Origin of the sequence: Bradyrhizobium sp. IC3123, from assembly GCF_020193625.1 — a bacterium.
In the GTDB taxonomy this organism is placed as follows: domain Bacteria; phylum Pseudomonadota; class Alphaproteobacteria; order Rhizobiales; family Xanthobacteraceae; genus Bradyrhizobium; species Bradyrhizobium yuanmingense.
On the sequence record NZ_JADYVF010000015.1, the window covers coordinates 70,147 to 93,526 of the forward strand.

The window sequence follows — 23,380 nt, forward strand, 5'->3', positions numbered from 1 at the left end:
CCATCATCGGCGACGGGCGCGCCGGTGCTGCTGCTGATCATCGGCGGCGTCGGCATGCCGAATCACGTGATTGGCTCGCTGATCATCTCGCTGCCGATGCAGCTGACCATGTCGGTGATGTGCATCATGCCGTTCGATCAGCTCGGTCTTGCCGCCGACGCGCTCGAGGCTCAGCACGAAGTAGAGCTGGATCGGAACGTGCTGGCCTGTTTGATGGCCGGTCTGCTTGTTGTCCTCGACCGTGACCGGTTTTTCGATGACGAACGGACTGACGGGCTTGTCGGGGCCACCGCCATGACCTCCGCCCTGGCCCGGATTGCCGCCCGGGTGTCTTTTTCAAAGTCGCTTTCGGCGCGGCCAGCCCCTTGACCCAAGTCTCGTCCATCCTGCGCGAAGATCCCAATCTCAACGAGGACGCCGCTGCGGCGTTGGACGACCTGATCAAGGCGACGTACGCCCGACTGGCAGATACGAGCAGGGGCCCGTGATGGTTTTTTAATAATTTCAATAAGGTCGTGGGAAATCGCGGGGCTTCATACGCAATTGCGTATTATGCGCAGATATACGCGGACGCGTATAATCGTGCTGATATTCGCGATCGCGTATATTGACGATGTATACGCATTCGCGTATGGTAACCTATGGATACGATTGCCCGCACCCCCCAACAAGTTGGCGCCGGGATCAGGCGCTACCGGCGGCAGAAGAAGCTCACCCAGGCTGGCCTCGGTGAGAAGATGCATGCGCGTCAAGCGACGGTCTCGAAGCTGGAAGCCGGTGTACCTGCAACGCGGCTGCGCACCTTGATGGATGCGCTGGCCGCGCTCGACCTCGAGTTGGTCATCCGGCCGCGGACCAAATTGACGGCTGAAGCGATTGAGGATCTGTTCTGATGGCGCGTCGTCCTGCCCGCGCGCCGCTCAACGTCTATCTCAATGCACCGCTGGTCGGGCAGCTGCGGCGCGAGAGCAGCGGCGCAATCGATTTCCAGTATGACAAGCAGTGGCTCGCGTGGGAAAATGCCACCCCCGTTTCGGTGTCGCTGCCATTGCGGGAGGATCGTTATATCGGCGATCCCGTCGTCGCCGTTTTTGACAATCTTCTGCCCGATAATGACGACATCCGCCGACGCGTCGCCGAACGCGCGCATGCTGATGGCGCCGACGCTTACAGCCTGCTCTCCGCAATCGGCCGCGATTGCATCGGCGCGCTGCAATTCCTTCCCGACGGTGCCGCACCCGGGGGCGCCGGCGCCATTGATGGCCGCGCCGCTAGCGATCAGGATGTCGCCGCCATTCTCGGCAATCTTGCCAGCAATCCGCTCGGCATCGGCGCCGACCAGGACTTCCGCATTTCTCTCGCGGGCGCGCAGGAAAAGACAGCGCTGCTTTACTGGAAAGACAGGTGGCACGTGCCTCATGGCACGACCGCAACTACGCACATTATCAAGCCGCAGATCGGGAAGTTGCCGAACGGAATCGACCTGACCGGCAGCGTTGAAAACGAGCATCTGTGCCTTGAGCTGGTTGCGGCACTCGGCTTGCCCCGGCGGCCAATTCACCGTCGGCAGCCGCGGCATTCGCGGCTTTGCGACCGGCCGTCGCCAAATCAAGCATCATCGATTTCGCCGGACGCCGAGTGCTCGCAGTTGAGCGGTTCGATCGCATCTGGACGCGCGACGGCCGCCTGTTGCGGCCGCCGCAGGAAGACTGCTGCCAGGCGCTGTCTGTTCCACCCGCGCGAAAGTATGAATCCGATGGCGGACCCGGCATCCGCAAAATCTCGGATTTCCTCAAGGGCAGCGATACGCCTGAGGACGACCAGGCCATTTTCTTTCAAGGCGCAGATCGTGTTCTGGCTGCTCGCCGCCACCGATGGCCATGCGAAGAATTTTAGCGTTCATTTGGCGCCGGGCGGACGTTTTCATCTTGCCCCGCTTTACGACATCATTTCGACCCAACCGAGCTTGGACGCTGGACAGATCAGTCAAAACCAAATGAGGCTGGCCATGGCGATCGGCAGCAACCGGCATTACGTCGTCCACACGGTTCTCGGCCGACATGTCGTGCAGACTGCGAAAAGCTGCGGTCTCCCCGACAAAACAGTCAAGCTTGTCATCCAGCAGCTCGGCGATACAGCCGCAAAAGCCATAGATCAGGTGCTGAACGCGCTTCCAAAAGGATTTCCGGAGAAGATGGCCATATCGATTGCTGATGGCGCGAAGCGTCGTGTGAATTCGCTGGCTGCCCAGCCGGGCTGACTGCCCACAGCCAAACCAAGCGGAACGATCAAGGCAACAGAGATCAGAAATCCGCTCAAGGCGTGCAGCAAGCTCGCGGAGACGTCATAGAGTTCGGCCGGTTTGCGCAAGCTGCCAGCCGGCTACGATGACCTCCGTGAACGGTGGCAGGAAGACCGGATCGACCAATCCAAACCTGGATGCTGCCTACCAGAAGAGCAGCAGCGCGATCAGCAATAGGGAGCGTTGCCCGAAAGCAGCCAACCAGCGGCTCAAGAAACGGGCCCGGTTCTCGAACGGCGATTGCCGCTCTCCTTCGACGGCGAGCGGCCCGCGCCGTCCGTATGCAAGCTCCAAAAGCGACTGCGTTTCCAAACTAACCATGAGCGACGTCCTTCACTTCACGCTCGACGCGCTGAGGCCGCCCGTCAACTGCCCCCTTGAGCCTCTTCCGCTCACGCCGAGGTCATGGAGTGAAGGGCTTAAAACCTATCGCCAGCCAAAACACAAACTTCAGTTCGATGCGCTTCCGCCATTCCGTCGACTCGCACATCAGGAGGTTTCCGACCGCAATCCGCGTCACGTGACCGACACCGCCATTTCGCCAGCCGCTTCAAGCTGGTGATCGACAGGTCGAGCGAGATGACAAGGGGACATATTCTATCTTTCGAGAACGCAGAGGCAAAGCGCGGGTGCCGCGCAATCTGCGGAAATCTGCGATTGCCTTCCCTAGGAGCGGATGTGAACTTTAGAGGCCCGCGCCGCAGTATATCTACGGCATCGTTACTGTGGTGAAGAAGCAACCTTAAGCTTGGTTCCGCGAGCGACAACTCACTTCAGACTTCACAAATGTCGATGAGCGAGTCACTTTTGGCCCAGCATCGAGATGCGCCAGAGGCTTGCCGGAAGGCAACTATTTGACAAGCGTCTGACGGCGCCAGCTCTCGACAGCCTTATCGAGCGTCGCCGCAGCCGCTGGGTCGGCCCAACGATCCCAGAACTGGATCGTGCCGCTAAGCGGTTCGTTTATCGGTTTGGCAATGCGGATACGCGTGGGCAGTAGAATCGCATCGCCAACGACGAGTGCTTCGCCCGTGTCGAGGACCGGAAGCAGGTCGCCGAAGCCGCCGAGGCTGTCGGGCAGCAGCCGCCGCACGACGGCCTGGTCGTCACCGTTGGTTAGCCGCATCGCGATGAGATTGTTGCACTGGCTGGCGACCGTGCGGTTCACTTCGGCGGGGCGTTGGCTGATCACCACCAGTCCGACGCCATATTTCCGCCCCTCCTTGGCGATGCGCTCGAAGGTAGCGATCGCATTCTCCGCGGCGCCCGAAGTCGGATCCTGTGGAATATAAAGATGTGCCTCGTCACAGAACAGTGCCACCGGATGGCGAAGCCCCTGCGCGCTCCACTGCTGCACGTGGAAGGCCATGCGCGCGACCATGCCGACGATCAGCGGCAAAATGTCGGAGGGAACTTCGGAGAAGTCGATGATCTTGACGCCACCGTGGCCGCCTTTGGCCGTCCTGCCACCGAGCAGCAGCTCAACTGCGCGATCGAGCCAATCATAGCTGTCCGCCACGCCGGACGCAGGGAATAGGAAGCCGAGGCGCCGATCGGTGCGTTTGCCCTCGAGGCGCTGGATTAGCCGGCTGAGCTTGCTGTGGAAATCGCCCTGCTTCTCCCCCGTCCTGGCTCCCGGTACCATCTCTGTGTTGAGCCGGTTGAGCTCGCCGAGCACGGTTTCCATCCTGAAAGGCACCGGGCTGTCGATCGTGAAGTTGGCGAGCACCTCGACATGACCGCCGGCTTCCAGGAAGCCCGTCTTGGCGTCCACGACGGTACGCGACATGATCATGGCCTGGTTTGGGGCGTTCTGATCGGAGCGGTCAACAAACATCGAGACAAGCGCCTCGTAGCTCATAAGCCAATAGGGCAAATGCAGCACACCATCGTTCAGCCCCTTCCCCGCTTCGATGTCGCTTGGGCCCGCGACACGAAGATGGACGAAACCGTCGCCAGCCATGGACGCATATTCTCCGTGCATGTCGAACACGATGGCATTGGCGCTGTCGAGCTCGGCGATTTGCTCGAGCAGGCGGGCGGTCGTCCACGACTTGCCCGAGCCGGTGCTGCCCACGATGAGCGCATGACGCTGGAACAACCGATTGCCATTGACGAACGCCTGAGCGTTGGGATCGAGCGTATAGGCGCCAAGCGACAGGCGCTGCGCGCCGCCGGTCACCTCCGAAATCACGCCCATGAATCGCGTAAGGCACTCGCCTTCGAGAGCGAAGCAGCAGGCATCGATCTCCGGGACGGTCTCAAGCGTCCGGCGGAAGACATTGGCGCGCGGTCCGTCCCGATCGAGCAGCGTGCCGATCAACATAATCCGCACCAGATTGACTTCGGGATGCGCGGCCTCGCCTAGCTCGACATCGGCGATCTTCGCTTCACCGAGCGCGGTACGGATGATCTTTTGGATCACGCCAATCAACTTGTGGCCGGCAAGGCTGCTCTGGAGCGCAACCAGCCGGTTCACCTGCAGCGCCCGCAGCGCCTCGACATCATCGACGTGGACGATTACCGTGGTCGTGTCGACCGATTGGACGCGGCCAAGCGCTTCTTCGTCCGCAAAATTCAGAATGCTCACGCGGAAACTCCTGTCATCTCATTGAGGAAGCGGTCGAGTCGCCAGATCGGTTGATCTACGTCAAACCCGTTGGGCACGTCGTGCATGTAGGCGCGCGCGCCTATCGTCCCCTCCTCGATCGCGAGATAGCGCCGGCAGCGTCCGCCGCCGAGGAAGGTCCGGGCGGACGTAGTCAGCTCTTTGGTAATCACGACAAGCGGGACGGAATCGCGGTCGCAACGCTCGATCAGCTTGGTCTGAAGATGCTCGTCGTTGAAGCCATAACCAACGCAGAAATAGGCGCGGGCGTTCTCCAGCGCGGCATCGCTGCGGCCTAGGATCGTTCGGAACGGCTCGCCATGTGTCAGCCGGTATTTGTCGATTCCCGGCGTGATCATCAGCGGCGAGTATCCGGCCGGCACGTCGGGCATTCCGCGGACGCCGATGATCTGGCCAGCGGAATCCTGGAACCAGTCGAGAGAGCCATGCACTTTCCAGACGGCAACGGTACGGGTCACCTGCCGATTGACGAAAATGCGCGTGTTCGAATCGCGGGCGCGCGATTGCAGATAACCGTAGTTGAAGCCGGTGAACGTGCTTACATCGGCGGCGTCCGCGGCATATTCGGCAAGCCGGTCATAGTTTGGCGTGACGACATTAACGGTCTTGTGCGTGCTGTCGAAGAGATGGAGGTACAGCCGCGAGAGCGGCAGCGCGCGCCGGTCCGCCACAAGCGTCTGGAGGACGCGAAGATCGTGCGGCAGCAAGAAGGCGCGGGTCTCGCTGGCGATGAACTGGGTCTGGCGTTCCGTCGGGCGCACGGCCTGGAGGGCGCTTTCGAGATCATCGCCGGCCGCAAGCTGCGCGATGAACTTATCCCATTCGCTCCTCTCGTCTGCTGTCCAGCTTGTGGGCGGCTTGACAGCGGAAAGCTGCAACGCCAAGGCGCCCATGCCGGGCACACCGTGCGCAGCCGAGGCGCCGCTGCCCAGAATGATCACCGGTGCGGCGCTGAGCGCCGCCTGCGCGAATTCCTGCGCGATCTCCGGCGCGCTCTTGGCCGCCATACAGTCCCTTCCCGGCCAACGCCGACTGTATCCACTACAGCCGTCGTCATCCCTATGAGATTTAGTGAATGGATCAATTTCGGCGAGGATTGCATCCTCGCTAAATCTGAAATTAGCCCTTAGCCGATCAGGTTACGCTTGGTGTCGAGACGACGAAGGGCCTGCAGGACCGTGAACTTTCTCGGATTGATTTTCCCCAAAAGGAAGTCCGAGAAGCATGTCGACGCAAACTCCGCGTCGCGGACGGCTTTTGTAGTTAGAGATAATGATCTCGAGACTTGCATTCTGCAATCCATCTAAGCAACGTTTTTCATTTGATGTGGACGAGGCTCCAGCATTGCCGTCGAAACACTCCTGCCAAACGCGGTAGACGCCACATCAAGCAGGTGCTGGTGATGGGTGAAGAAAAGCACCTGCGTTTTCTCCGCAAGCAGTTGCAACAGCCTGAAACCGGCCGAGGCGCGCGCATCGTCATAATTGATGAACAGATCATCGGCAATAAATGGCACCGGCGCAGCATGCATCAGATACTCTTCAACGGCAGCAATGCGCAGCGCGAAAAAGAGCTGATCGGCGGCTCCTTCGCTGAGACCTGATACGGGCACCGCTCCACCGTCCCCACGCACGCCCGCCAGATGTGGCACATCTTTTTCGTCGTATTCGAGCGTAAGGCGTTGGAACGAGCCGCCGGTCAGAATAGAGAACAGCTCCCCTGCCCGTTTGAGCAATGGTGCCTGCTTTTCGCGCCTAAACCGCTCGATCGCCCACCTCAGGATGATGGTTGCGGAGCGAACGCGCGCATACTGCGCCGCCACCTCCTTCATCTCGGCCAAAGCCAGCTGACGATCACCAGCAGCTTTGGCCGCAGCGGCGTCGCCGCCGACGGCTTCGAACAAACGCTCAGCATCATTGCGACTCTGAATTGCGATCAGCTGGCGTTCCCTGGCATCTTTGAGTATTGCCTTCAGCGTTTGCTCCCGAGCCGTTGTTTGATCGAGATCGGCGCTGCGGCATTCCTCGGCGAGTTGTTCGACACCAAGCCCATCGCCATCAGCCTCAAGCGTGGTCCGCAAGCGCGATCGCTCATCCCTAAGCGCGCGTTGTAGATCGGACTGAAGAATAGCCGCTCGCAATCTGTCGATCGAATCGACGGCTGCGGCCCTCTTGAGGCGATCTATTACCGCCTCGGCGTCCGTCCTGGACTTGTCGCATTCTTCCAATTTCTTCTGCAGGCCCTGCATCGCCTCAGCTTTTTCGTCGCGGGACACGACAGTCTGCCTCGCCGCATTCAATTGCGCATGGAGTTGGAGGATTGCTTCATCTGCATTCTGCCCGGAAAACCGCGGCGCGATCGCATTTACGAGCTTTTCGACATCATCGGTAAACGCCGTGATGTCCCGCTCGATCTTTCCAATGCGCTCGTGCTTCAAATCCGCGATCTTGGCAGACGTCTCCCGCATCTGATCGATTGCTTCGATTTGCGCTTGAATGGTCTCAAGCGGGGCTTCGGGTAACAGATTGATACCCCTCAGGGCCTCCCTCCATTGCGCATTCCAGACATCACGCTCTTTCGCAGCGTTTTCAACAGCCACGCGCCTGCGTTCGACTTCTGTTGCGACCTTCCGTTGCTCTAGCGCGAGTTCATTCCTCTTTTGTGTGTTGCCCTCCTCCATACGGAGGCGCGCTTCGGCAGCCGCAAGAATTCCGTTCAGCGGCAGACTATCTGCCGAGGCTGCGATTGCCGTGTCCGCCATCAAGCTGGCGAGCTGTTGCTTGGCTTTTGCAATTTGCTGCTGGAGCGAGGACTCTGCATGAAGCGCGGCGTCACGCTTGGCGATTTGATCGAGCACGCCAGCCCTTGCATCGAGCCAATCCAGCATTTCGTCCGGAGAACGCGGGTTATCGGTAACCTGTTTCCACAGGATCGCCCAGGCCTCGGCCAATGCCTTCTGCTCTTCGGCTAACGAAAACAGCTCCTGCTTGGCGGATTCAAGGACGTCTTGCTCTTCAGCGATTTGCCGCGCCAGCACCATGGCCGCAGCCGTCGACTGCGCATTCTGAAAACGACGGTCCGCCGCGGCGTCGGCGTCTTCGATGGCCTTCACATACGCATTGAGCAGCGGCTCGCCGCTTGTAAAAGCGAGCTCCTCCGATTCTGGCACCATGATCTTGTCGACATGTCTGCGCCTGATGATAGACCATCCGGCATCCCGCCGTTCGCGCAGTTTCTTCAACTCCTCAACGCCGACAATTCTTTCATCTGACACAAGACGAGCATAAGACTTTAGATTGTTTTCGACTGTACGGGTCAGCTCACGCGTCACAGCTTGCTGGCGCTGAATACGCGCCTGAAGCTCGCGGGCAGCATCGCGATGCACCCTTACCGCCTCTTCCGCCGGACTTTTCAACGCCTGCAAACTCGTTTCACTCACGATAGGCGGATTCATATCAGCCATTTGCCGCTGACATGATCTATCGGCATCCTGATGCTCTTGATGGATACTCAGAAGACGCGCATCGAGATCGCCAAAAGCACGAATGGACTCGACGACCCCAGCCAGCGCCGAAAGGTCTTTCTGCGCTCCGAGCGTTTCAATCCGTGCCTGGATATCAGCGAGTTTCTCGCTGGCGCCCTCTAGCGCTGCTTCAGCGCTATCAACGGCGGCAAATCGGCTGCCACGCGATGTCAACAGTCCGCGGACTGCTGCAACCTTGGCCCGCGGCGGAATTCTCTCGACCAGGTCGGCGACGGGACCTGTCCAACCCAATTCAATCGCCGCGCGCTTCAGGCCTTCTTCCGCTGCGGCGAGTTCGGCCCGCCGCTTCGGTAAGTCCGTCCGGCCCGAAGAGAGCTGTATGCTGCGGTTCGAGAGGCGTTCAATCTCCGTTTGGTGGAGCAGAACGCTATCGTCAACCACAAGTCCGGAAATTTCCGCGCCGATTGTTGCAATCTGTTCGCGGAATGCGCTTATGCGCACTTCTGCAGCAGCGTTATCGCCCGAGGCCTCCTCAAATTGCCTAGCCGCGTCGGGAGGTAATTCGACCACCGCGCCGAGGTCCACTATCTCGGTTTCAATCTCTTGAAGCCGACGCACACCGCGATATACGCGCCGGACTCGAGAAATCTTTGCAAGTTCGGAAACTTGCTCTTCGATTTCCTTCTCGATCTGATTGCAAAGGCCGCGCGCCTCTTCAAGGGCGGATTTCAATTCCTGCCATTTGCTTGCGCTCACCATGTGTTGACGCAACGCCGCATCAGCCTCTTTAAGGCGGTCTTCCGCTTGGTAGTATTTTCGGTGTCCCGCCTTGCGGCTGGCCCAGAGCCCATCCGCCTCTGCCTGCATCGCACCCAACCGATCGCGGAGACCTGACACACCGGCCCCTGCGGCGAACAATGCCGCGCCGATATCATCCTTGGCCTGGGTGATATCCCGTCCGCCAGCCCGCAGGCGCTCATGGTCAAGACAGAACATCCGGCAGAAAAACGCGCGGTCCATCCCGCCGAGCAAAGGAGCAAGCAGGCCATCGCCAGCCGCAATCGGCAGATCGTCCGGGCCGAGAAGCGTGTCCTTGTTGCCCTTGCGACGCCGGACCGAAAGCAGCGCGCCGTCGCGTTCTAGGGCGGCGCCGATGCGCAGCGCCGCATTCTCATGCAGGAAATTACGGGATGATTGCCCGGGAATACCGAAGAGCAGATCTTCAATCGCCGACATCGTCGTCGACTTTCCAGCCTCATTCTCGCCATACACGATATGAAAGTCAGGTTCGCCTGACGGAAAATGAAGCGTCGTGCCGGTGAAATGTCCGTAACGGATCAGGTCAAGAGAACGAATACGCACGGATCAACGCCTTTCCGCGGTCAGACGTGCGCTCAGATATTCGCCAGCCTGCTCAATCACAACCGAGTATTGTTTCGCGATCACCGCTTCGAGAAGACAATCGTCAATATCAAGTGCCGCGTCGTGAGGAAGCCTGCGGACAAGGTCGCCCAGATCGTTCGCGATTTCTGCCTGGAGATCGGAATCCCCCGCAGCCTGAGCTAGCAGGACTTTGAGATCGTTGATCGCGCTGCCCGCTGACTGGATAGAAACTGCCGTCGCAGGCACGGTCGCATTGATCACACGTTCGATCCATGCAACCTCTTCGCCAAGAGCCAGTGCTGCGGCTCTCGCTTCAGCCAACAATTGCGGCGCAGACGCCATCAGTTCGGCGTGAAGAGCCGTCGGGCCACTTAGTTTGATGCGACAAGCCAGCAGTCGGCCTTCTGCGTTCTTGGCCGCCTCGTCGATCGAACGTTTGATTTGATCTACAACATCCCCGAACCGCGCGCTACCACTGACCGGTACATCGACATGCATCCATCGCACGACATCCGTTTGGAGCAGCTCAACGCCTTCGATCGCTCCGTCTTGGACCGTAACGAGCTGCGCCGATTTCGGGCCGGCTTCGCGGATGTGGCGCCCCTGTAGATTGCCGCAAAACACCACGTGCGGATTTTGATGCAGTACGCCGCCCTGATGCACGTGCGCGAGCGCCCAATAGTCGTACCCCTTGTTAACCAACTCTTCGAGCGTGCAAGGGGCGTAGTTCTCGTGAGAACCACCCATTCCGCCGAGTGCAGTATGCAGCACGCCGATGTTGAAATAGCCTTTGATCGGCGCGGGATAGGCTGCTGCCAGATTTTCCGTCGTCGCCTGCAGGCGGAAGCTTTGACCGTGAAGGGCGACGCGGCAATCATCGAGCTTGAAAGTTTGGGGCTTTCGATAGCTAAACACCTCAACATTGTCAGGAAGCGTCAGCCGCTTCGTGATTTGGCTTTCGGCGTCATGATTGCCGTGCAACACGAAGGCGGGGATTTTCGCCCCCCGCAAACGACCCATCTGCCGAACGAAAAACAGGCCGGTGTGAAAATCGCGCCAATCGCCGTCGTAGAGGTCTCCGGCGATGACCACGAAAGCCGCCTGTCTATCGATCGCCTGAGTAATGAGGTCCTCAAAGGCAGTTCGGGTCGCCGTTCGAATGCGCTCGGCCGCTGGCCCCTCCTGTCCGCTCAGGCCTCTCAGGGGGCTGTCCAGATGTATGTCGCCGGTATGGATAAATTGGAAAGTGCTCACAACAGGACTCGCTTAATTCCAATCAGAACAAACTAGTAAAATCCTTTTATCGCAATCTTGAGCGGAGCGTTGTCACCAAGTATCCGCAAACGCGGAAAGGGATTGTCGATGAGGACTCGAAGGGGCCGCCGAATTTGAGGGCGACGCGAAGATTCGGTGGCACGTTTAACATGAGTATCGCGTTATCCATGTTGCGGACAGCGTGTCTTCGGTAACGGTTCGGACAAGGTCTTATCTGAGCTAGCTCCCCAGTCCTGCGAGCCGCTTTCCTAGCGACCTCGCGTCGAAATTCTCGCAAATGCGGCGATCGGCTGGGAACACACACCGTGCCGCAACCGCGGTTTATCCGCCCAGGACCTTCGTCAGATGACGACTTTGGTTGTCAGACCGGCCCAAGACAGGCCGCTGCGACATCGACTTCGTAGTCGATACTGCCGCCTCGTCGCAACGTAAGACGCCGCCATAATGGTAAAGAGGCTCTTCACTGCGGAAGGCAGCAATCCTGCCGCGCGATGGAATTATCGCTAAAAACATGGAGCGCCGCCGTGGCCGGAGAGTAGTCGCGGGCCTTGTGGTAACCAATGCAATAGGATCGCACTGCTTTTCGGCCCCTTAGAAATCGACCCGATTACAGCCGATTCGTTGTCGTAGCCAAACGGGGCTCCGAGCTTGTGCAGTGGAAGTGCAAGCGCGAAAACGAACCCACAATTCACGCGGCTCGTTCAAAGAATCGGAGCTATCGCTTTGGAGACGACCAACTTTGGTCACTCTCACGGAACCCGATCGCAGCGAGCCGAATTGCCGAGGTACCCGATCACTTCCAGTTGTCGCTCCTCGGAGAGACTTAAAGCCTTCGCGACGATCCCCCAACTTCATCTTCTGCAACTCCGGAGTCAGAAACTCTGGTACGGAGCATCCGAAGCAGCCTCGCTGCTCGGCATCGATCGAAAGCTGCTGCTGCGTGAGCTCATTCGGCTTGAGTCTTGATCTGGACCCGGGCCCGTCGGCCGGACACCGTCCAGAACGGAAACTTACCTCGTCACGAAGAGGAAAATTCGTCAATTTCTGCCAGGCACCGCAGATATCAAGCGAATTTCATCATTTCGCGCTGGAGTTCATCGAAGAAATCAACTGCATCGATGTACCCATGCGGTACTGCAGGTACGCCATCGCCGCCAATGATCACGCTAATACCAATTTGGGATTTATCGATATCAGATTGGAATGGATGCGCGTGCAGGCCGATCGCGAGTGAGCGCCCCTTGTTTTCAGGCGGTGATGTGCGACTCGAAGAAGTCGAACAGCGCGATACAATCGAAAAGGGGTCGCCCTTTAGCGACCCCTTTGCCGGTTGCAATCGACTTCGGGATGAAATTCCAGCCCCGGCGAGGGTCAAATTATCGGTATCTAAATGCCAAGTGAACTCCGTACAATTACGGTGCGGTCGCGCTGTAAGAATTCCTCCGCGCACGAAGGAATCCGCGTGCGTCACTCCTCGGTAGCGCGCTCAACCTTTCCACTGACGCCAAATGGACGGGACACCTATAGCAAGTGCCCCACCTCACCAGGGCTGGGCGTCCTGGATTGTTTAAGCCTTTAAGCGCGACTGCGATCCATATCGCGCGAAGGCGTGCAGCTCGATATCCGTAAACGGCTCGCCTAACGCGATCAGAGGCCGGTGATCCGGCCGCGGGTACAGAAGCGATCGCGCGTCAGCGGCCGGATCAGAGATCAGCTGGTAGCGCGCGAAGACCTCAGCACATTGGGCGGCGTTCTCTCGGGGAGCGGCGGGCCTGTTCGCGCGTCAGCGCTGATCGGACGATGATCCGCTACAGCTTCAGCCGCCCTCCAGACACGCCTCGGCCCGGTCGATTGCGCGATCGCGCCAACGATGGGCTGCATTTCGGATACCGCCGGCCGTTCGACTTGCTGCGGCGGGAGGCTCAACCGGATCTACCGGGTTTGCCGGGAGGATGGCTCACTGTCCGCAAGCGACGAGCCCCCGATATGCTGATGAAGGTCAGCCCAGTGCTCGCTGGTCGCTGGACTTCGTCCACGACCAGTTCGCCAACACGCAGCGCTTCCGCATCCTCGACATCGTCGATGACGTGACTAAGGAATGTCTGGCGCCATTCCGGATACATCGATCTCGGGACGGCGCGTCGCCCGCGAACTGACGGCGATCGTCGCACGACGCGGCAAGCCAGGACTGATCGTGTCTGACCATGGCGCCGAGTTCACCGGCAACGCCATGCTGGCCTGGAGCAAGGACCGGTTATCGACTGGCACTTCATCGCGCCAGGAAAGCCAATGCAGAATGGTTTCATGGACAGCTTCAATGGTGGGATGCGCGATGAGCTGCTCAACGAACCTCTTTTTCGATCTCAATGATGCCCGTCAAGAACGTCCGGGCTTGTGGGCGCTGGAAAATTCATGCTGGGAAAAATCGCAATGTCGGTACCCCTGTGGTCCATTGAACGTAAGGTCATATGTCCGCCGCTGCATGGTCCATATCTTCCGACACCGCCTTGCTGGCGAGCTTCTCCGGTCCGGCGCGACTTTGTCAGAGATCGGCCAACTCCGAAGCGAGAGCCATGTCGTAAGCGGCATCTTTGACGAGGTAGAAATCCAAAGACTCGCACACTGACCCTGCCGCCGCTGGTACGCATCCAATGACCACTGCGCGATTCGCAACGCGAGCGGGCCAAGCGTTTGGAGACAAGGATTTGGAGACAACTACCAGCATGAGGCGCGGCGGCTTGCCGAGTTCGTCTCTTTGATGGCGAAGAAGGCTACGACCATCAGCACGAAGCTCGCCGTAGCCTGGCGTCTGCCACTCGATCGGCACGCATCATAGCCTTGCGATTAACCGCCGTTTGCGGTTTCGCGCGCCACGTCGCGAATATCGTGCCGGGAGCAGACATCTTGCTATCCTGCGCGCCGCGCCAAGCTACATAAGCGATGCGGAAGATCGGGGCCTACTGGGTGAAATCTTTGTTGTCGATTTCGAGCAGCGCCTCGAGTGCGATAATCGTATCCTTGTGCGGAAAATCGTCGGGCACCTCCCCCCGGAAGCCTTGAGCGCAGTGCAGCCACGTTTTCCGGCGGTGAGGCAGGCGGGCTCGGCTTTCTCGCCACATGCGTCTATTCCTAGGGCGATGGGGCTGCTGCGCCTTCCGGCGCTGGCTCCGCTTGCTTCAGGCGCTCTAGGTAGCCGCGTGCGCGCGAAATCACCGCCTCGACCACTGTGTCCAGGACGGGATCGCCGCCGGCAGGCATGGCTTCGACCGCGGCCTTGGCCGCCATTGCATGTTGCGTCACGGCCTGAGCAATCTCGGAGACGCGCCGGATCGTCTGCGCTGGAGAGAGCTTGCAGTCGGTGGCGAAGCGCTCCCAGTGGTTGCGTCCGAGCTGGTCAGCCTGCTTCTGCCCGCCGATCTTCTGCGCCATGTTGCGGGTGATCTTCGGATATGGCGCCGCACAGACGATATCGTAGCCTGGCGCCATGGCGGCGCCGCGCGCCGATAGCATCAACGAGTAATTTTTGGCGTGAGAATCCGTGTTCCAAACCATCGGATTGAAGATTGCAAGATCGACGAAGCGGGCGGTCTCCTGTGCTGTCATGTGGCGCTGGGTCACGCCGACCATGTCGGCCAATGATGGTCCTTTTAGGCCTCTATCGTTGTTCTGGTATTTGGCAGCTGGCGGTCGGCCCAGGGCTTGGCAGAAGTCCTCCTGATGCAGCCGCCGCCATCTCTTGCCCTCATGACGCCGGTCATAGCGCTCAACCAGCAGGTAGGTACGTTCGCCTGCCGTCCCGGTCGTCACCTTCGGCGTCGGGATTCCGATCATGCGCGCGAGCGTCAGGCAGAATGCCTCGTTCTGGACGGCGCCAGGCAAGCGCTCGCCATCGGGCTTGATGATGTGGGTCGATGGCGCGCCGTCGATCGGTATGTACAGGGTGTCGCCATCCAGAGCGACGGCGAGCTTCGTCTGCACACCGGCAAGCGACATCGACACGCCATCTTCGCCGACGAGGAAGGGCTTGTGGGGTAGCTCATTGAGGATGCGCTCGAGGGAGGCCTTGTCGGGGATCTCTCGCCATTTGCCGGCGATCAGCCCGGTGCCAGGCTGTCCGACGGAGAGCGCGCCGGCGGTGTCGCGGCCCATCTCGGCAAGAAGACCGATGACATCGGCCGGCGACTTGCCGAGCATATGACCTACGGTCCCGAGAGTTGCGTTCTCCGGCAGCAGATTTGCCGCCCATGGCAGAATTACCGAGGCATCGTACGACGCCCGCGAGAGCGGCATGGTGAGCGACACAGGGAAGGCGCCGGTCAGCCCGCGCCAGGATTCGGCATAGGTGAAGCCTGACGCTTCGTCGGCGGCCGTGATCCAGCCGACCTCTCGCGTCTCAAAGTAGACCGGAAGACGGTCCATGAGGCTCCTCCTCGTCGCTGTCGGGAATGTCCGGTGTCTCGGAAGTGTTCGCGCGGCGGGCTTGGGCATCCCTGAGAACATCCTCGATGCGCAGCCCGAGCACGTTTGCCACGTGCAGGCTGCGCCCGAGCTGACAGGTGCTTTTTCCGGCCTCGAGGTCGACGATGAAGCGCTTTCCTGTCCCGCTCACCATGGCCAGCTCGTCCTGCCGGAGGCCCTGGCGTTTGCGTTCTTTCTGGATGAGGCGACCGAATGCTGCAGCGAACTCGGCGGCTTGGCGGGCGACACCGGTCTCGCCAGGAGCCTCGTTTCCGCCCGAGGGGGGAGTGCCGTTTGGAGGCTTGTTCATAGCTCTCTCGTTATAAGTTACCGAACGGGAACTTTATGGGTTGAAACAGCAAATGTCCAGGAAAAAGTTACCGATCAGGAACTTTTGTTACCATTCCAATGGAAAGAAAGGATAAAGTTACCGGGCGGGAACATTTACCTCAAGCCAACGGTGAGCGGCCCAAAAAGTTACCGGTCGGGAATTCTGCTCCCCGAGCACTGGGTTCCTTGAAAAGGAGAATCGAGACGACCGGCGGGAAAATCCGCGCTAATCTCCGTCGAGCGAAGCATGTTCCTTAGCGTCCGCTCGGTGTCGAGCGGCGCTGCCGGCCCCACAACGATCTCGGCGATGTTGTAGGCGGCGGCAGCTCATCGTGATCGGGACGCCGGTTTGATCTTGCCACAAGCTGACAATTGCATTGCGCGACCGCGCTGCCCGCCATGGCGTTGGGACCCCGGCTAAGGCCGAGGTCGGCATCACCGAGGACAAGATCAAGTGTCGATCGGCAAGACGATCATCGCTGCGCGTTTATGGAGACGGCACCAACTGACAGCTTACCCTCAGCAAAATCAGCTGCCGCTGTGGCGTGCAGCCTCGCCGAATCGAACACCGGTAATTCTGAATGTTCCGGGCCGATGAGAAGCCCAATCTCCGTGCAGCCGAGGATAACGGCGTCGGCGCCCCGTGTACGACCGCGCGCGATCATGTCGATAACTTCCTGGCGCGACAGATCAGAAACAGTGCCGCAGCACAGGTCATCGAAGATGACATTGTGGATCCGGCTCCGCTCGCCCTCCCCCGGTATGACAGGTGAAAGGCCGAAGCGCTGCCGCAGGCGATCACAATAGAACGGCTGCTCCATCGTATAGCGCGTCGCAAGCAACAGTGGTCGCTTGAAGGAAGCAGCGAGAAGAGCCGCAGCGGTCACATCGACGATGTGGATGAGCGGCACACTCAGCTCGGCAGCAACAATGTCGGCAATCACATGCATCGTATTGGTGCAGATCAGGATGCAGCTGGCGCCCGCGTCAACCAACTGCCGGGCTATCCTCGTTAAATAAGCCGCGGCTTGCTTCCAATCTCCTGCGTTCTGAAGGGTGACGATATAGCCGAAGTCAACCGAGCGCAGCAAGATGTCTGCCGAGGCGAGACCGCCGCGGCGCTGACGGACGATTTCATTGATTTCCTTGTAATAGATGGCCGTGCTTTCCCAGCTCATCCCTCCGATCAGCCCAATCGTCCGCTGCACTTTGAGATCTCCACTTCATTGCGAAGGTGGCACAGGTTTACCGCGCTTTCGGCGGCAAAATCTCGGCGTTGTTGCAAAGCCGCCTGGATGCATAAGTGTATTCCAGAGCCAGCCGGCGTGCACGTTCGATGAGATTTGCGGCAGTGCTGTGCCCCCCATCGATGTTCTCAAAGTAAAAATAAGATTGGCCGAGCGCAGCGAGCTTCGCGGCGGCCTTACGGCCGTGCGCAGGATGCACGCGGTCGTCCTTGGTGGAGGTAAAAATGAAAGGCTCCGGGTAGGTCTTGCCCGGTACCAGCATTTGGTACGGCGAGTAGGCTTCGATCCACTCTCGTTGTTCGGGAATGGCCGGGTCGCCATACTCGGCGGTCCAGGACGCGCCCGCGCCCAAGTAGGTGAATCGAAGCATGTCGAACAGCGGCGCCCCTATGATCGCCGCGTTGAAAAGCTCGGGGCGCTGGGTTATTGCGGCGCCAACCAGCAGGCCCCCTTGGCTGCCGCCGATCACGCCGAGCCGGTGCGGACTTGTGACTTTCCGACGGATCAGATCGTCGGCGACCGCGATAAAATCATCCCATGTCTTTTGCTTCGTTGCTCCCTGGCCAGCCCGGTGCCATAGTGGACCGAACTCGCCGCCTCCCCGCAGGTTGGCAACGACGTACGCATTGCCCTGTTCGAGCCATAGCCGACCCAAAGCTCCTCCATAGGAGGGGAGAAGCGGAATCTGAAACCCGCCATAACCATAGAGAAGCGTCGGGGTCGAGCCGTCAAATCTGGCGCTCCTGGGCCGCACCAGAAAGTACGGGATCCGCGTGCCATCGCGCGAAGTCGCCTCGAGCTGCTCCACGACATGCTTCGATGCGTCGAACGTCGCAGGTGCCGTCTTCAAAAGCTCGAGCCGTTTGCTTTCGACATCAAAGTACCAAAGCGATGTTGGCGTGAGATAGTTAGAGACGGTAAATGTCGTTTCATCGTTTTGCGCGGAAGTGGCTGATAGGCTTACGGTCGCATTCTTCGGCAGCGGGACTGGTGTGGCAAGCCAGGCACCTTGATCGTACCTGTAGACGAACGCCTTGCTTTGAAGGTTATCAAGAATGGTCAGGACCAGGAAATTCCTGGTGCTGCCAAATCCGCTGAGTGCCTGCCGGCAGTTCGGCTGGAAAACGACAGAGGGTTTCGCACGCAGCGGATGCTGCTTCCATTCGGCCAAATCATACGAGATCATTGAGCCAGCCTTGAAGCTGGTATCGCCGGAGCGGATCCAGTCTTCGTCCAGTCTCACAAGCAGCCGGCCACTCGCGATGCCGACGATCAAGGCCTTCTTCGGCAGATCGAGCTCGATCGGCCCGGCGGGCCCGAACAGCACATACTGCCGCTCGAAGCCGTTGATTTGACGGACCACGCCGGTTACATCCATCCACCCTTCACCAAGCACAAACGGCAAGGTCCTGAAGTCGGTGTGCTGGCCGCGAAAGACTTCGCGCGCCTGATCGAGCGGCTGAGCGCGCTTGAGTTCCTTCAACACGAAAGGGAAGCCGGCCTCGGTCGCGGTCCCCTCGCCCCAATCACGTGCAACAAGGACGGTGTCACGATCAATCCAGCTGACGCTCTGCTTGCCCTCGGGCAGTTGGAATCCACCTGCAACAAAGCTTTTGGCTTCGCTGTCGAACTCGCGTATCGACACGGCGTCCTTGCCACCGTCGGAGAGTTTGACGAGGCAGCGCCGCCCAAGGCAGCTGCGACCCTTGTAGACCCAGTTCTTGTTCTCGGCGAGAGCGAGCGCGTCAATGTCCAGGATGGTCTCCCATCGGGGATCCTGGCCGCGGTAGCTCTCAAGCGTAGTGCGCCGCCAGATGCCGCGCACATGGCTCTCGTCTTGCCAGAAATTTTCGAGACCTTGCCGTTGCAGCGAAACGAACGGAATCCGGTCTTTTGCCTGGAGGATCGTCAGCGCGTCCCGGTAAAAGCGATCGTAGCGAGGATCCGATTGCAGCAAGCCGAGCGTCTTTTCGTTCTCGGCCTGTGCCCAGGCCAATGCGCGCGGTCCCTCGACCTCCTCGAGCCAGAGGAACGGATCGTCCACTGGAGTCGCACCAGACTGCCCATGGAGCAGCGCGACCGTGAAACACATCATCGAGAGCAACGCGGCGCGCAGAAGGGACTTCTTCATTTGGCTTATCCTCGGACCAGGCACGCAGGCCGAGCCCACAAGTTCTTGCGTGTGGGCGAAGGTAGCGAAATTCGTGTTGCGACCGTGCACGCGCTGTGTCGCGCCACTCGCAGCTCGATCTGTGCAAGCAGCATGCCGCCGACAAACAGCAGGTTTCCGCCGCATCGTGCCGCATCGCCATGCCAGTTTCCCGACATTGGCTCTGAAGTGACAATCAGGTGTCCGCCGAGTAACGTTTCGGCATCACCCTTTGAGGCCGCCGGTTCGACCGCGGAACCGCATCAGCAGTGCGAAATTGCGGCGGGGCTGCTTCTCGCTTGCGTTCGGACAGAGGGCGTGTGAGCTCTTAGCGGCCTGAGTGTTGGCGGCCTGATTTGCGAGCGGGCATCGTGCGACAAAGAAGAGCTCGTTTAGCAGTAGCCAAATCGCCGCCAGGAAAAGGCCGTGTTCATGGCACACCTGCGAACGCCGATTTGAGGATGTCGCAACACGACACTACCAGCTTAATTTCATTGGGACGCTGAAAGGCAACGTGAAGTGAGGGCCAATTTATCTATCTCCTCCAAGCGCAGGGATTTCGGGATGCGCTGTGCTTTTGCGCCTGAGATAAAGGACACGCGTACGCGATCCACCGGAGATAATTGCCGATCAATTCCATGTAACGGCACCACCCCAACGCGTGCCGTGTCGGGCCAGCCGCGCGCCTTTGTATGATGCTGACGAGTACTGGCGCGGGCGATCTCGCTCTACATCTGCGAATTCCGATTGAAGGCTTAGAAGTTAAGTGCCGGAGTGGGGATAAGGTTTTCCAGGCTTCCAGCTAGATCGCCGTTCTCATGACTTCCATCAGCCGATCCTGATAGTTCTGATCGACCGGGATTTTAGAGTTTGCGTGTTGGAGCGGTTCGTCGAACGTTGGGCGGAAGAAGCCCTTTCGGATACCCCGATGATCCTGATTGTAAGACCGCGCCGGGCCGGCGCGATCCGGTCCGCAAGACCGCCGCCCCCGACCGTAGAAAGGCCAAACGCCCAGCGCGCCGTCAAAGGCATCGCCCGACGGGGTGCGAGAACCCGCTTTGCAGAGAGCAGTTTCCGGAGGCGAGTCGGATCAGCCAACCCGGAGATCCTCAGCTGACATCTTACCCGAACGCCCGGCCTTGAGCTGATAACTTACCCGGGCCCCCTCTTCGAGAGTGGTGTAACCGGCTTTTTCGACGGCACTGATGTGCACGAAGACATCGGGACTTCCGTCCTCAGGCCTGATGAAGCCATAACCTTTGGTCGAGTTGAACCACTTCACAATACCCATTGCCACGGCAGCATCTCCATAGTGAACCGTTGTGATCTAGCGAAGAGTCTCCCGGCCATCAAGAGGGTCGGCAAGAGACGAGTCGCTGCGCTAGTCACGTGCTCGTTTTTCACCGCGTGGTCTAGCTGAGGCCGCATTGTGCAAGCGACTAAAGCGTCCTGACGTCGACGACAGTTCGCCTCAAGGCTTCTGCCCAGATGACGTTTGACCTTCGCCTCACTCGTCGTGCGCGACCGGCTTACAGAAGGCTTGCGGAGCCTCGAACATGCCGCGCTCATCCTGAGCCGGCGGATCGTTTTCATCGACGTTGAACAACAGGGCGGTCGTGAACTCCTTTGCGCAGCCTAGAGCAGGATTGTCAATCCGCGCATGCCTGTATTGAAGCTACCTGACGTGCTTTGAAGACGGCCCGCAGGGCTGCGCTTTGGCTGTTCGCCTTCGGATGTCAACCGCACGTCGAGTCCCATCGAACGAGCAGGGTCTGCCGAGACAATCCTGAATAAAGCGCATTTGGCAAGTTATCCGCTCGTCATGTTGTATTTGGGAAGCCAGCAAACCCGCTCGGCAACTGTGGAGCTTGTTCAAAACGGTAACTACTGACGAACTTCCTCGCGCCGCCGGCGGTTCATCAGCCTCTCGCCTTGGGTTCGATGAATTCAGCTGAGCACCGTGAAGAGGTTGAGATAACCGATGGTCTCTATTTGTCTGCTTCGATCAGCCCGTCCACCGACTTTACTCAGAACAAAGCCGCCTCGATGCATAGGTGTATTCAAGAGCCAGTTGACGCGCATCTTCCATGAGAATGGCCGCGGCGCTGTGTCCCCCGTCGATGTTCTCGTAATAGAAGTAAGGCTGGCCCAGCCCGGCGAGCTTCGCGGCAGCTTTGCGGCCATGCGTTGGATGCGCGCGGTCGTCCTTGGTGGAGGTAAGAATTAAGGGAGCAGGATAGGTGTTGCCCGCGACCAGCTTCTGGTAGGGCGAGTAGCGTTCGATCCACGCACGCTGCTCGGCAATGGCGGGATCACCGTACTCGCCGATCCAGGCGGTGCCGGCGCCCAGTTTGGTGTATCGAAGCATATCAAGCAGCGGCACCTGGATGATCGCCGCGTTGAAGAGCTCGGGACGTTCGGTGATTGCAGCGCCAACGAGCAGGCCGCCATGGCTGCCGCCAATGACTCCTAGCCGGCGTGGACTCGTGATCTTGCGGCGGATCAGGTCCTCTGCAACGGCAATGAAATCATCCCATGTCGTCTGCTTCGTTGCTCCCTGCGCCGCTTGGTGCCATTCTGGACCAAACTCGCCGCCCCCGCGCAGGTTCGCCACGACATAGGCATTGCCCTGTTCGAGCCAGAGCCGCCCGACCGGTCCCAGATAAGAGGGCAGAAGCGACTCCAGGACACCGCCATAGCCATAGAGAAGTGTCGGAATTGTGCCGTCAAACCTTGCGTTTTTCGGCCGTACCAGAGAATAGGGAATTGACGTGCCATCGCGCGAAGTGGCTTCGAGCTGCTCCACGACATGATTGGACGCATCGAGGGCAGCCGGTGTCGTCTTCAATTCCTTAAGGTTTTTGCTTTCGGCATCAAAATACCAGACTGAGGTTGGCTGAGATAGCTCGAGACGGTGAACATGGCCTGGTCCGCTTCATCGGAGATGCCTGACAGGCTGACATATGCATGTTCCGGTAGCGGGATCGACGCCGCCGACCAAGCTCCCCGATCGTACTTATAAACGAACGCTTTGCTCTGAACGTTCTCAAGGATCGTCAGTATCAACAAATTCTTTGTGGCGCCCCACCCGCTCAGGGCCTGGCGGGGCCCAGGTTGGAAAACAAGCGATGGTCTGGCGCGCAGCGGATCCTGTTTCCATTCGTTGAGGTCATACGAGATCAGCGATCCGGCGGTGAAGCTGATATCGCCCGGCGGCGTCCAATCTTCATCAAGCGTTACAAGCAGGCGACCACCCGCTAGGCCATTCATCGCGGCCTTCGTCGGCAGATTGAGCTTGACGGGTCCGTCGGGGCGAAAGACCACATACTCGAACTCAAAAGAGCTGATCGCGCGGCCCGCGCCGGTCGCATGAATATTGCCCTCGCTGTCACGAAGCACGAAGGGGGACGTCAGAACGTCGGTGGGCTCGCCACGAAACATCTCGCGAGCCTCACTGAGCGGCTGAGCGCGTTTGAGCTCCTTCACCACAAAGGGGTAGCCGGCTTGCGTCAAAGTCCCCTCACCGCACTCCCGTGCAACAAGGAGTGTGTCACCATCGACCCAGCTGACGTCTGCTTGCCCTCTGGGAGATAAAAGCCATCCGCAACGAAGGTTTTGGCGTCGCAGTCGAACTCTCATATGGACGCGGCATCCTTGCCGCCATCGGAAAGACTAATCAGGCAGAGGCGCTGTTCAGGCGGAAGGCAGTTCGCACCTTGAAAGACCCAGTTTCTTTTCTCGGCGACTGCCAAGGCGTCCACGTCGAGGATGGTCTCCCACGTTGGATCTTGACTACGATCGCTCTCAGGCGTGGTGCGCCGCCAGACGCCGCGTATGTGGTCCTCGTCTCGCCAGAAACTCTCCAAACCGCGCTCTTCCGATCGAACATCTGCGATTTGATCGTTGGACTGCAGGATGGAGAGCGCCTGTTCGTAGAAGCGCCGATAGTGAGGATCCGACTGGAGTACCCCGAGCGTCTTCTCGTTCTCGGCGCGAACCCAAGCCAACGCGCTTGGCCCTTCAATCTCCTCGAGCCAAAGGAATGGGTCATCAGTCACCGCCGCATCCGTTCGCTTGTGTGAAAGCGCCGTGCGCAGGCAATCGAAAGCAACGTGGCGCATAG

The 23,380-nt window shown here is 59.4% G+C and carries 17 protein-coding genes and 2 pseudogenes; 6 read left to right on the forward strand and 13 right to left on the reverse strand.

The features are described 5' to 3' along the window. Nucleotides 1-24: 24 nt before the first annotated feature. The 4 genes and pseudogenes from I6F20_RS32365 to I6F20_RS32380 all read left to right on the forward strand — a co-directional run bounded on the left by I6F20_RS32365 (nucleotide 25) and on the right by I6F20_RS32380 (nucleotide 2,864). Complete coding sequence (locus I6F20_RS32365; protein ID WP_225129749.1) at nucleotides 25-369, forward strand: hypothetical protein; 345 nt, start codon at nucleotides 25-27, stop codon at nucleotides 367-369. 272 nt (nucleotides 370-641) lie between these two features. Continuing rightward, complete coding sequence (gene relB, locus I6F20_RS32370) at nucleotides 642-893, forward strand: type II toxin-antitoxin system RelB family anti-toxin (RefSeq protein WP_225129751.1); 252 nt, start codon at nucleotides 642-644, stop codon at nucleotides 891-893. Continuing rightward, nucleotides 893-2,260 (forward strand): annotated as a pseudogene (locus I6F20_RS38505) (type II toxin-antitoxin system HipA family toxin). The gene relB and the pseudogene I6F20_RS38505 overlap by 1 nt, the downstream one beginning before the upstream one ends. A 127-nt stretch (nucleotides 2,261-2,387) precedes the next feature. Next, nucleotides 2,388-2,864: a hypothetical protein gene (locus I6F20_RS32380; RefSeq protein ID WP_225129753.1), complete on the forward strand. Its 477-nt coding sequence runs from the start codon at nucleotides 2,388-2,390 to the stop codon at nucleotides 2,862-2,864. A gap of 288 nt (nucleotides 2,865-3,152) precedes the next feature. Here the strand turns inward: I6F20_RS32380 and I6F20_RS32385 are convergent, their stop codons facing one another. From I6F20_RS32385 to I6F20_RS32400, 4 genes are all read right to left on the reverse strand, one after another. Then, entirely contained in the window at nucleotides 3,153-4,892 is a 1,740-nt protein-coding gene (locus I6F20_RS32385) for an ATP-binding protein (RefSeq protein ID WP_225129755.1), read from the reverse strand. Beyond that, complete coding sequence (locus I6F20_RS32390) at nucleotides 4,889-5,938, reverse strand: SIR2 family protein (protein WP_225129757.1); 1,050 nt, start codon at nucleotides 5,936-5,938, stop codon at nucleotides 4,889-4,891. Before I6F20_RS32390 ends, I6F20_RS32385 begins: the two co-directional genes overlap by 4 nt. Nucleotides 5,939-6,234: 296 nt before the next feature. After that, nucleotides 6,235-9,777, reverse strand: a complete 3,543-nt coding sequence (locus I6F20_RS32395) for an AAA family ATPase (protein WP_225129759.1) — start codon at nucleotides 9,775-9,777, stop codon at nucleotides 6,235-6,237. A 3-nt stretch (nucleotides 9,778-9,780) separates the two neighbouring features. Then, nucleotides 9,781-11,052 (reverse strand): metallophosphoesterase family protein, encoded by a 1,272-nt coding sequence (locus tag I6F20_RS32400; RefSeq protein ID WP_225129761.1) that lies wholly within the window; start codon nucleotides 11,050-11,052, stop codon nucleotides 9,781-9,783. A 976-nt stretch (nucleotides 11,053-12,028) separates the two neighbouring features. Here I6F20_RS32400 and I6F20_RS32405 point away from each other — a divergent pair. Continuing rightward, on the forward strand, nucleotides 12,029-12,307 hold the full coding sequence (locus I6F20_RS32405; protein ID WP_225129763.1) for a hypothetical protein: 279 nt from the start codon (nucleotides 12,029-12,031) through the stop codon (nucleotides 12,305-12,307). 521 nt (nucleotides 12,308-12,828) lie between these two features. Beyond that, nucleotides 12,829-13,431: pseudogene (locus tag I6F20_RS32410) on the forward strand (DDE-type integrase/transposase/recombinase); the annotation flags it as partial. Nucleotides 13,432-14,030: 599 nt separating this feature from the next. On the opposite strand, the gene I6F20_RS32415 reads toward I6F20_RS32410, so the two are convergent. From I6F20_RS32415 to I6F20_RS32455, 9 genes are all read right to left on the reverse strand, one after another. Further along, nucleotides 14,031-14,192, reverse strand: a complete 162-nt coding sequence (locus I6F20_RS32415; RefSeq protein WP_225129765.1) for a hypothetical protein — start codon at nucleotides 14,190-14,192, stop codon at nucleotides 14,031-14,033. Nucleotides 14,193-14,202: 10 nt separating this feature from the next. Then, nucleotides 14,203-15,573, reverse strand: a complete 1,371-nt coding sequence (locus I6F20_RS32420) for a type II toxin-antitoxin system HipA family toxin (protein WP_346277012.1) — start codon at nucleotides 15,571-15,573, stop codon at nucleotides 14,203-14,205. Next, nucleotides 15,467-15,841 carry a helix-turn-helix domain-containing protein gene (locus I6F20_RS32425; protein WP_463671674.1) on the reverse strand — a complete coding sequence of 125 codons (375 nt, stop codon included), beginning with the start codon at nucleotides 15,839-15,841 and terminating at the stop codon, nucleotides 15,467-15,469. Before I6F20_RS32425 ends, I6F20_RS32420 begins: the two co-directional genes overlap by 107 nt. A 493-nt stretch (nucleotides 15,842-16,334) precedes the next feature. Then, entirely contained in the window at nucleotides 16,335-17,069 is a 735-nt protein-coding gene (locus I6F20_RS32430; RefSeq protein WP_225129769.1) for an aspartate/glutamate racemase family protein, read from the reverse strand. A 37-nt stretch (nucleotides 17,070-17,106) separates the two neighbouring features. Next, nucleotides 17,107-19,239 carry a prolyl oligopeptidase family serine peptidase gene (locus I6F20_RS32435; protein ID WP_225129771.1) on the reverse strand — a complete coding sequence of 711 codons (2,133 nt, stop codon included), beginning with the start codon at nucleotides 19,237-19,239 and terminating at the stop codon, nucleotides 17,107-17,109. A gap of 1,108 nt (nucleotides 19,240-20,347) precedes the next feature. Further along, nucleotides 20,348-20,554: a cold-shock protein gene (locus I6F20_RS32440; protein WP_122406874.1), complete on the reverse strand. Its 207-nt coding sequence runs from the start codon at nucleotides 20,552-20,554 to the stop codon at nucleotides 20,348-20,350. Between the two features lie 726 nt (nucleotides 20,555-21,280). Next, the gene (locus I6F20_RS32445; protein ID WP_225129773.1) at nucleotides 21,281-22,105 is read right to left on the reverse strand and encodes a prolyl oligopeptidase family serine peptidase; all 825 of its coding nucleotides are present in this window, start codon (nucleotides 22,103-22,105) and stop codon (nucleotides 21,281-21,283) included. Further along, the gene (locus I6F20_RS32450; RefSeq protein WP_225129775.1) at nucleotides 22,102-22,770 is read right to left on the reverse strand and encodes a beta-propeller domain-containing protein; all 669 of its coding nucleotides are present in this window, start codon (nucleotides 22,768-22,770) and stop codon (nucleotides 22,102-22,104) included. The genes I6F20_RS32445 and I6F20_RS32450 overlap by 4 nt, the downstream gene beginning before the upstream one ends. Nucleotides 22,771-22,892: 122 nt before the next feature. Then, on the reverse strand, nucleotides 22,893-23,378 hold the full coding sequence (locus I6F20_RS32455; protein WP_225129777.1) for a hypothetical protein: 486 nt from the start codon (nucleotides 23,376-23,378) through the stop codon (nucleotides 22,893-22,895). Nucleotides 23,379-23,380: the final 2 nt, after the last annotated feature.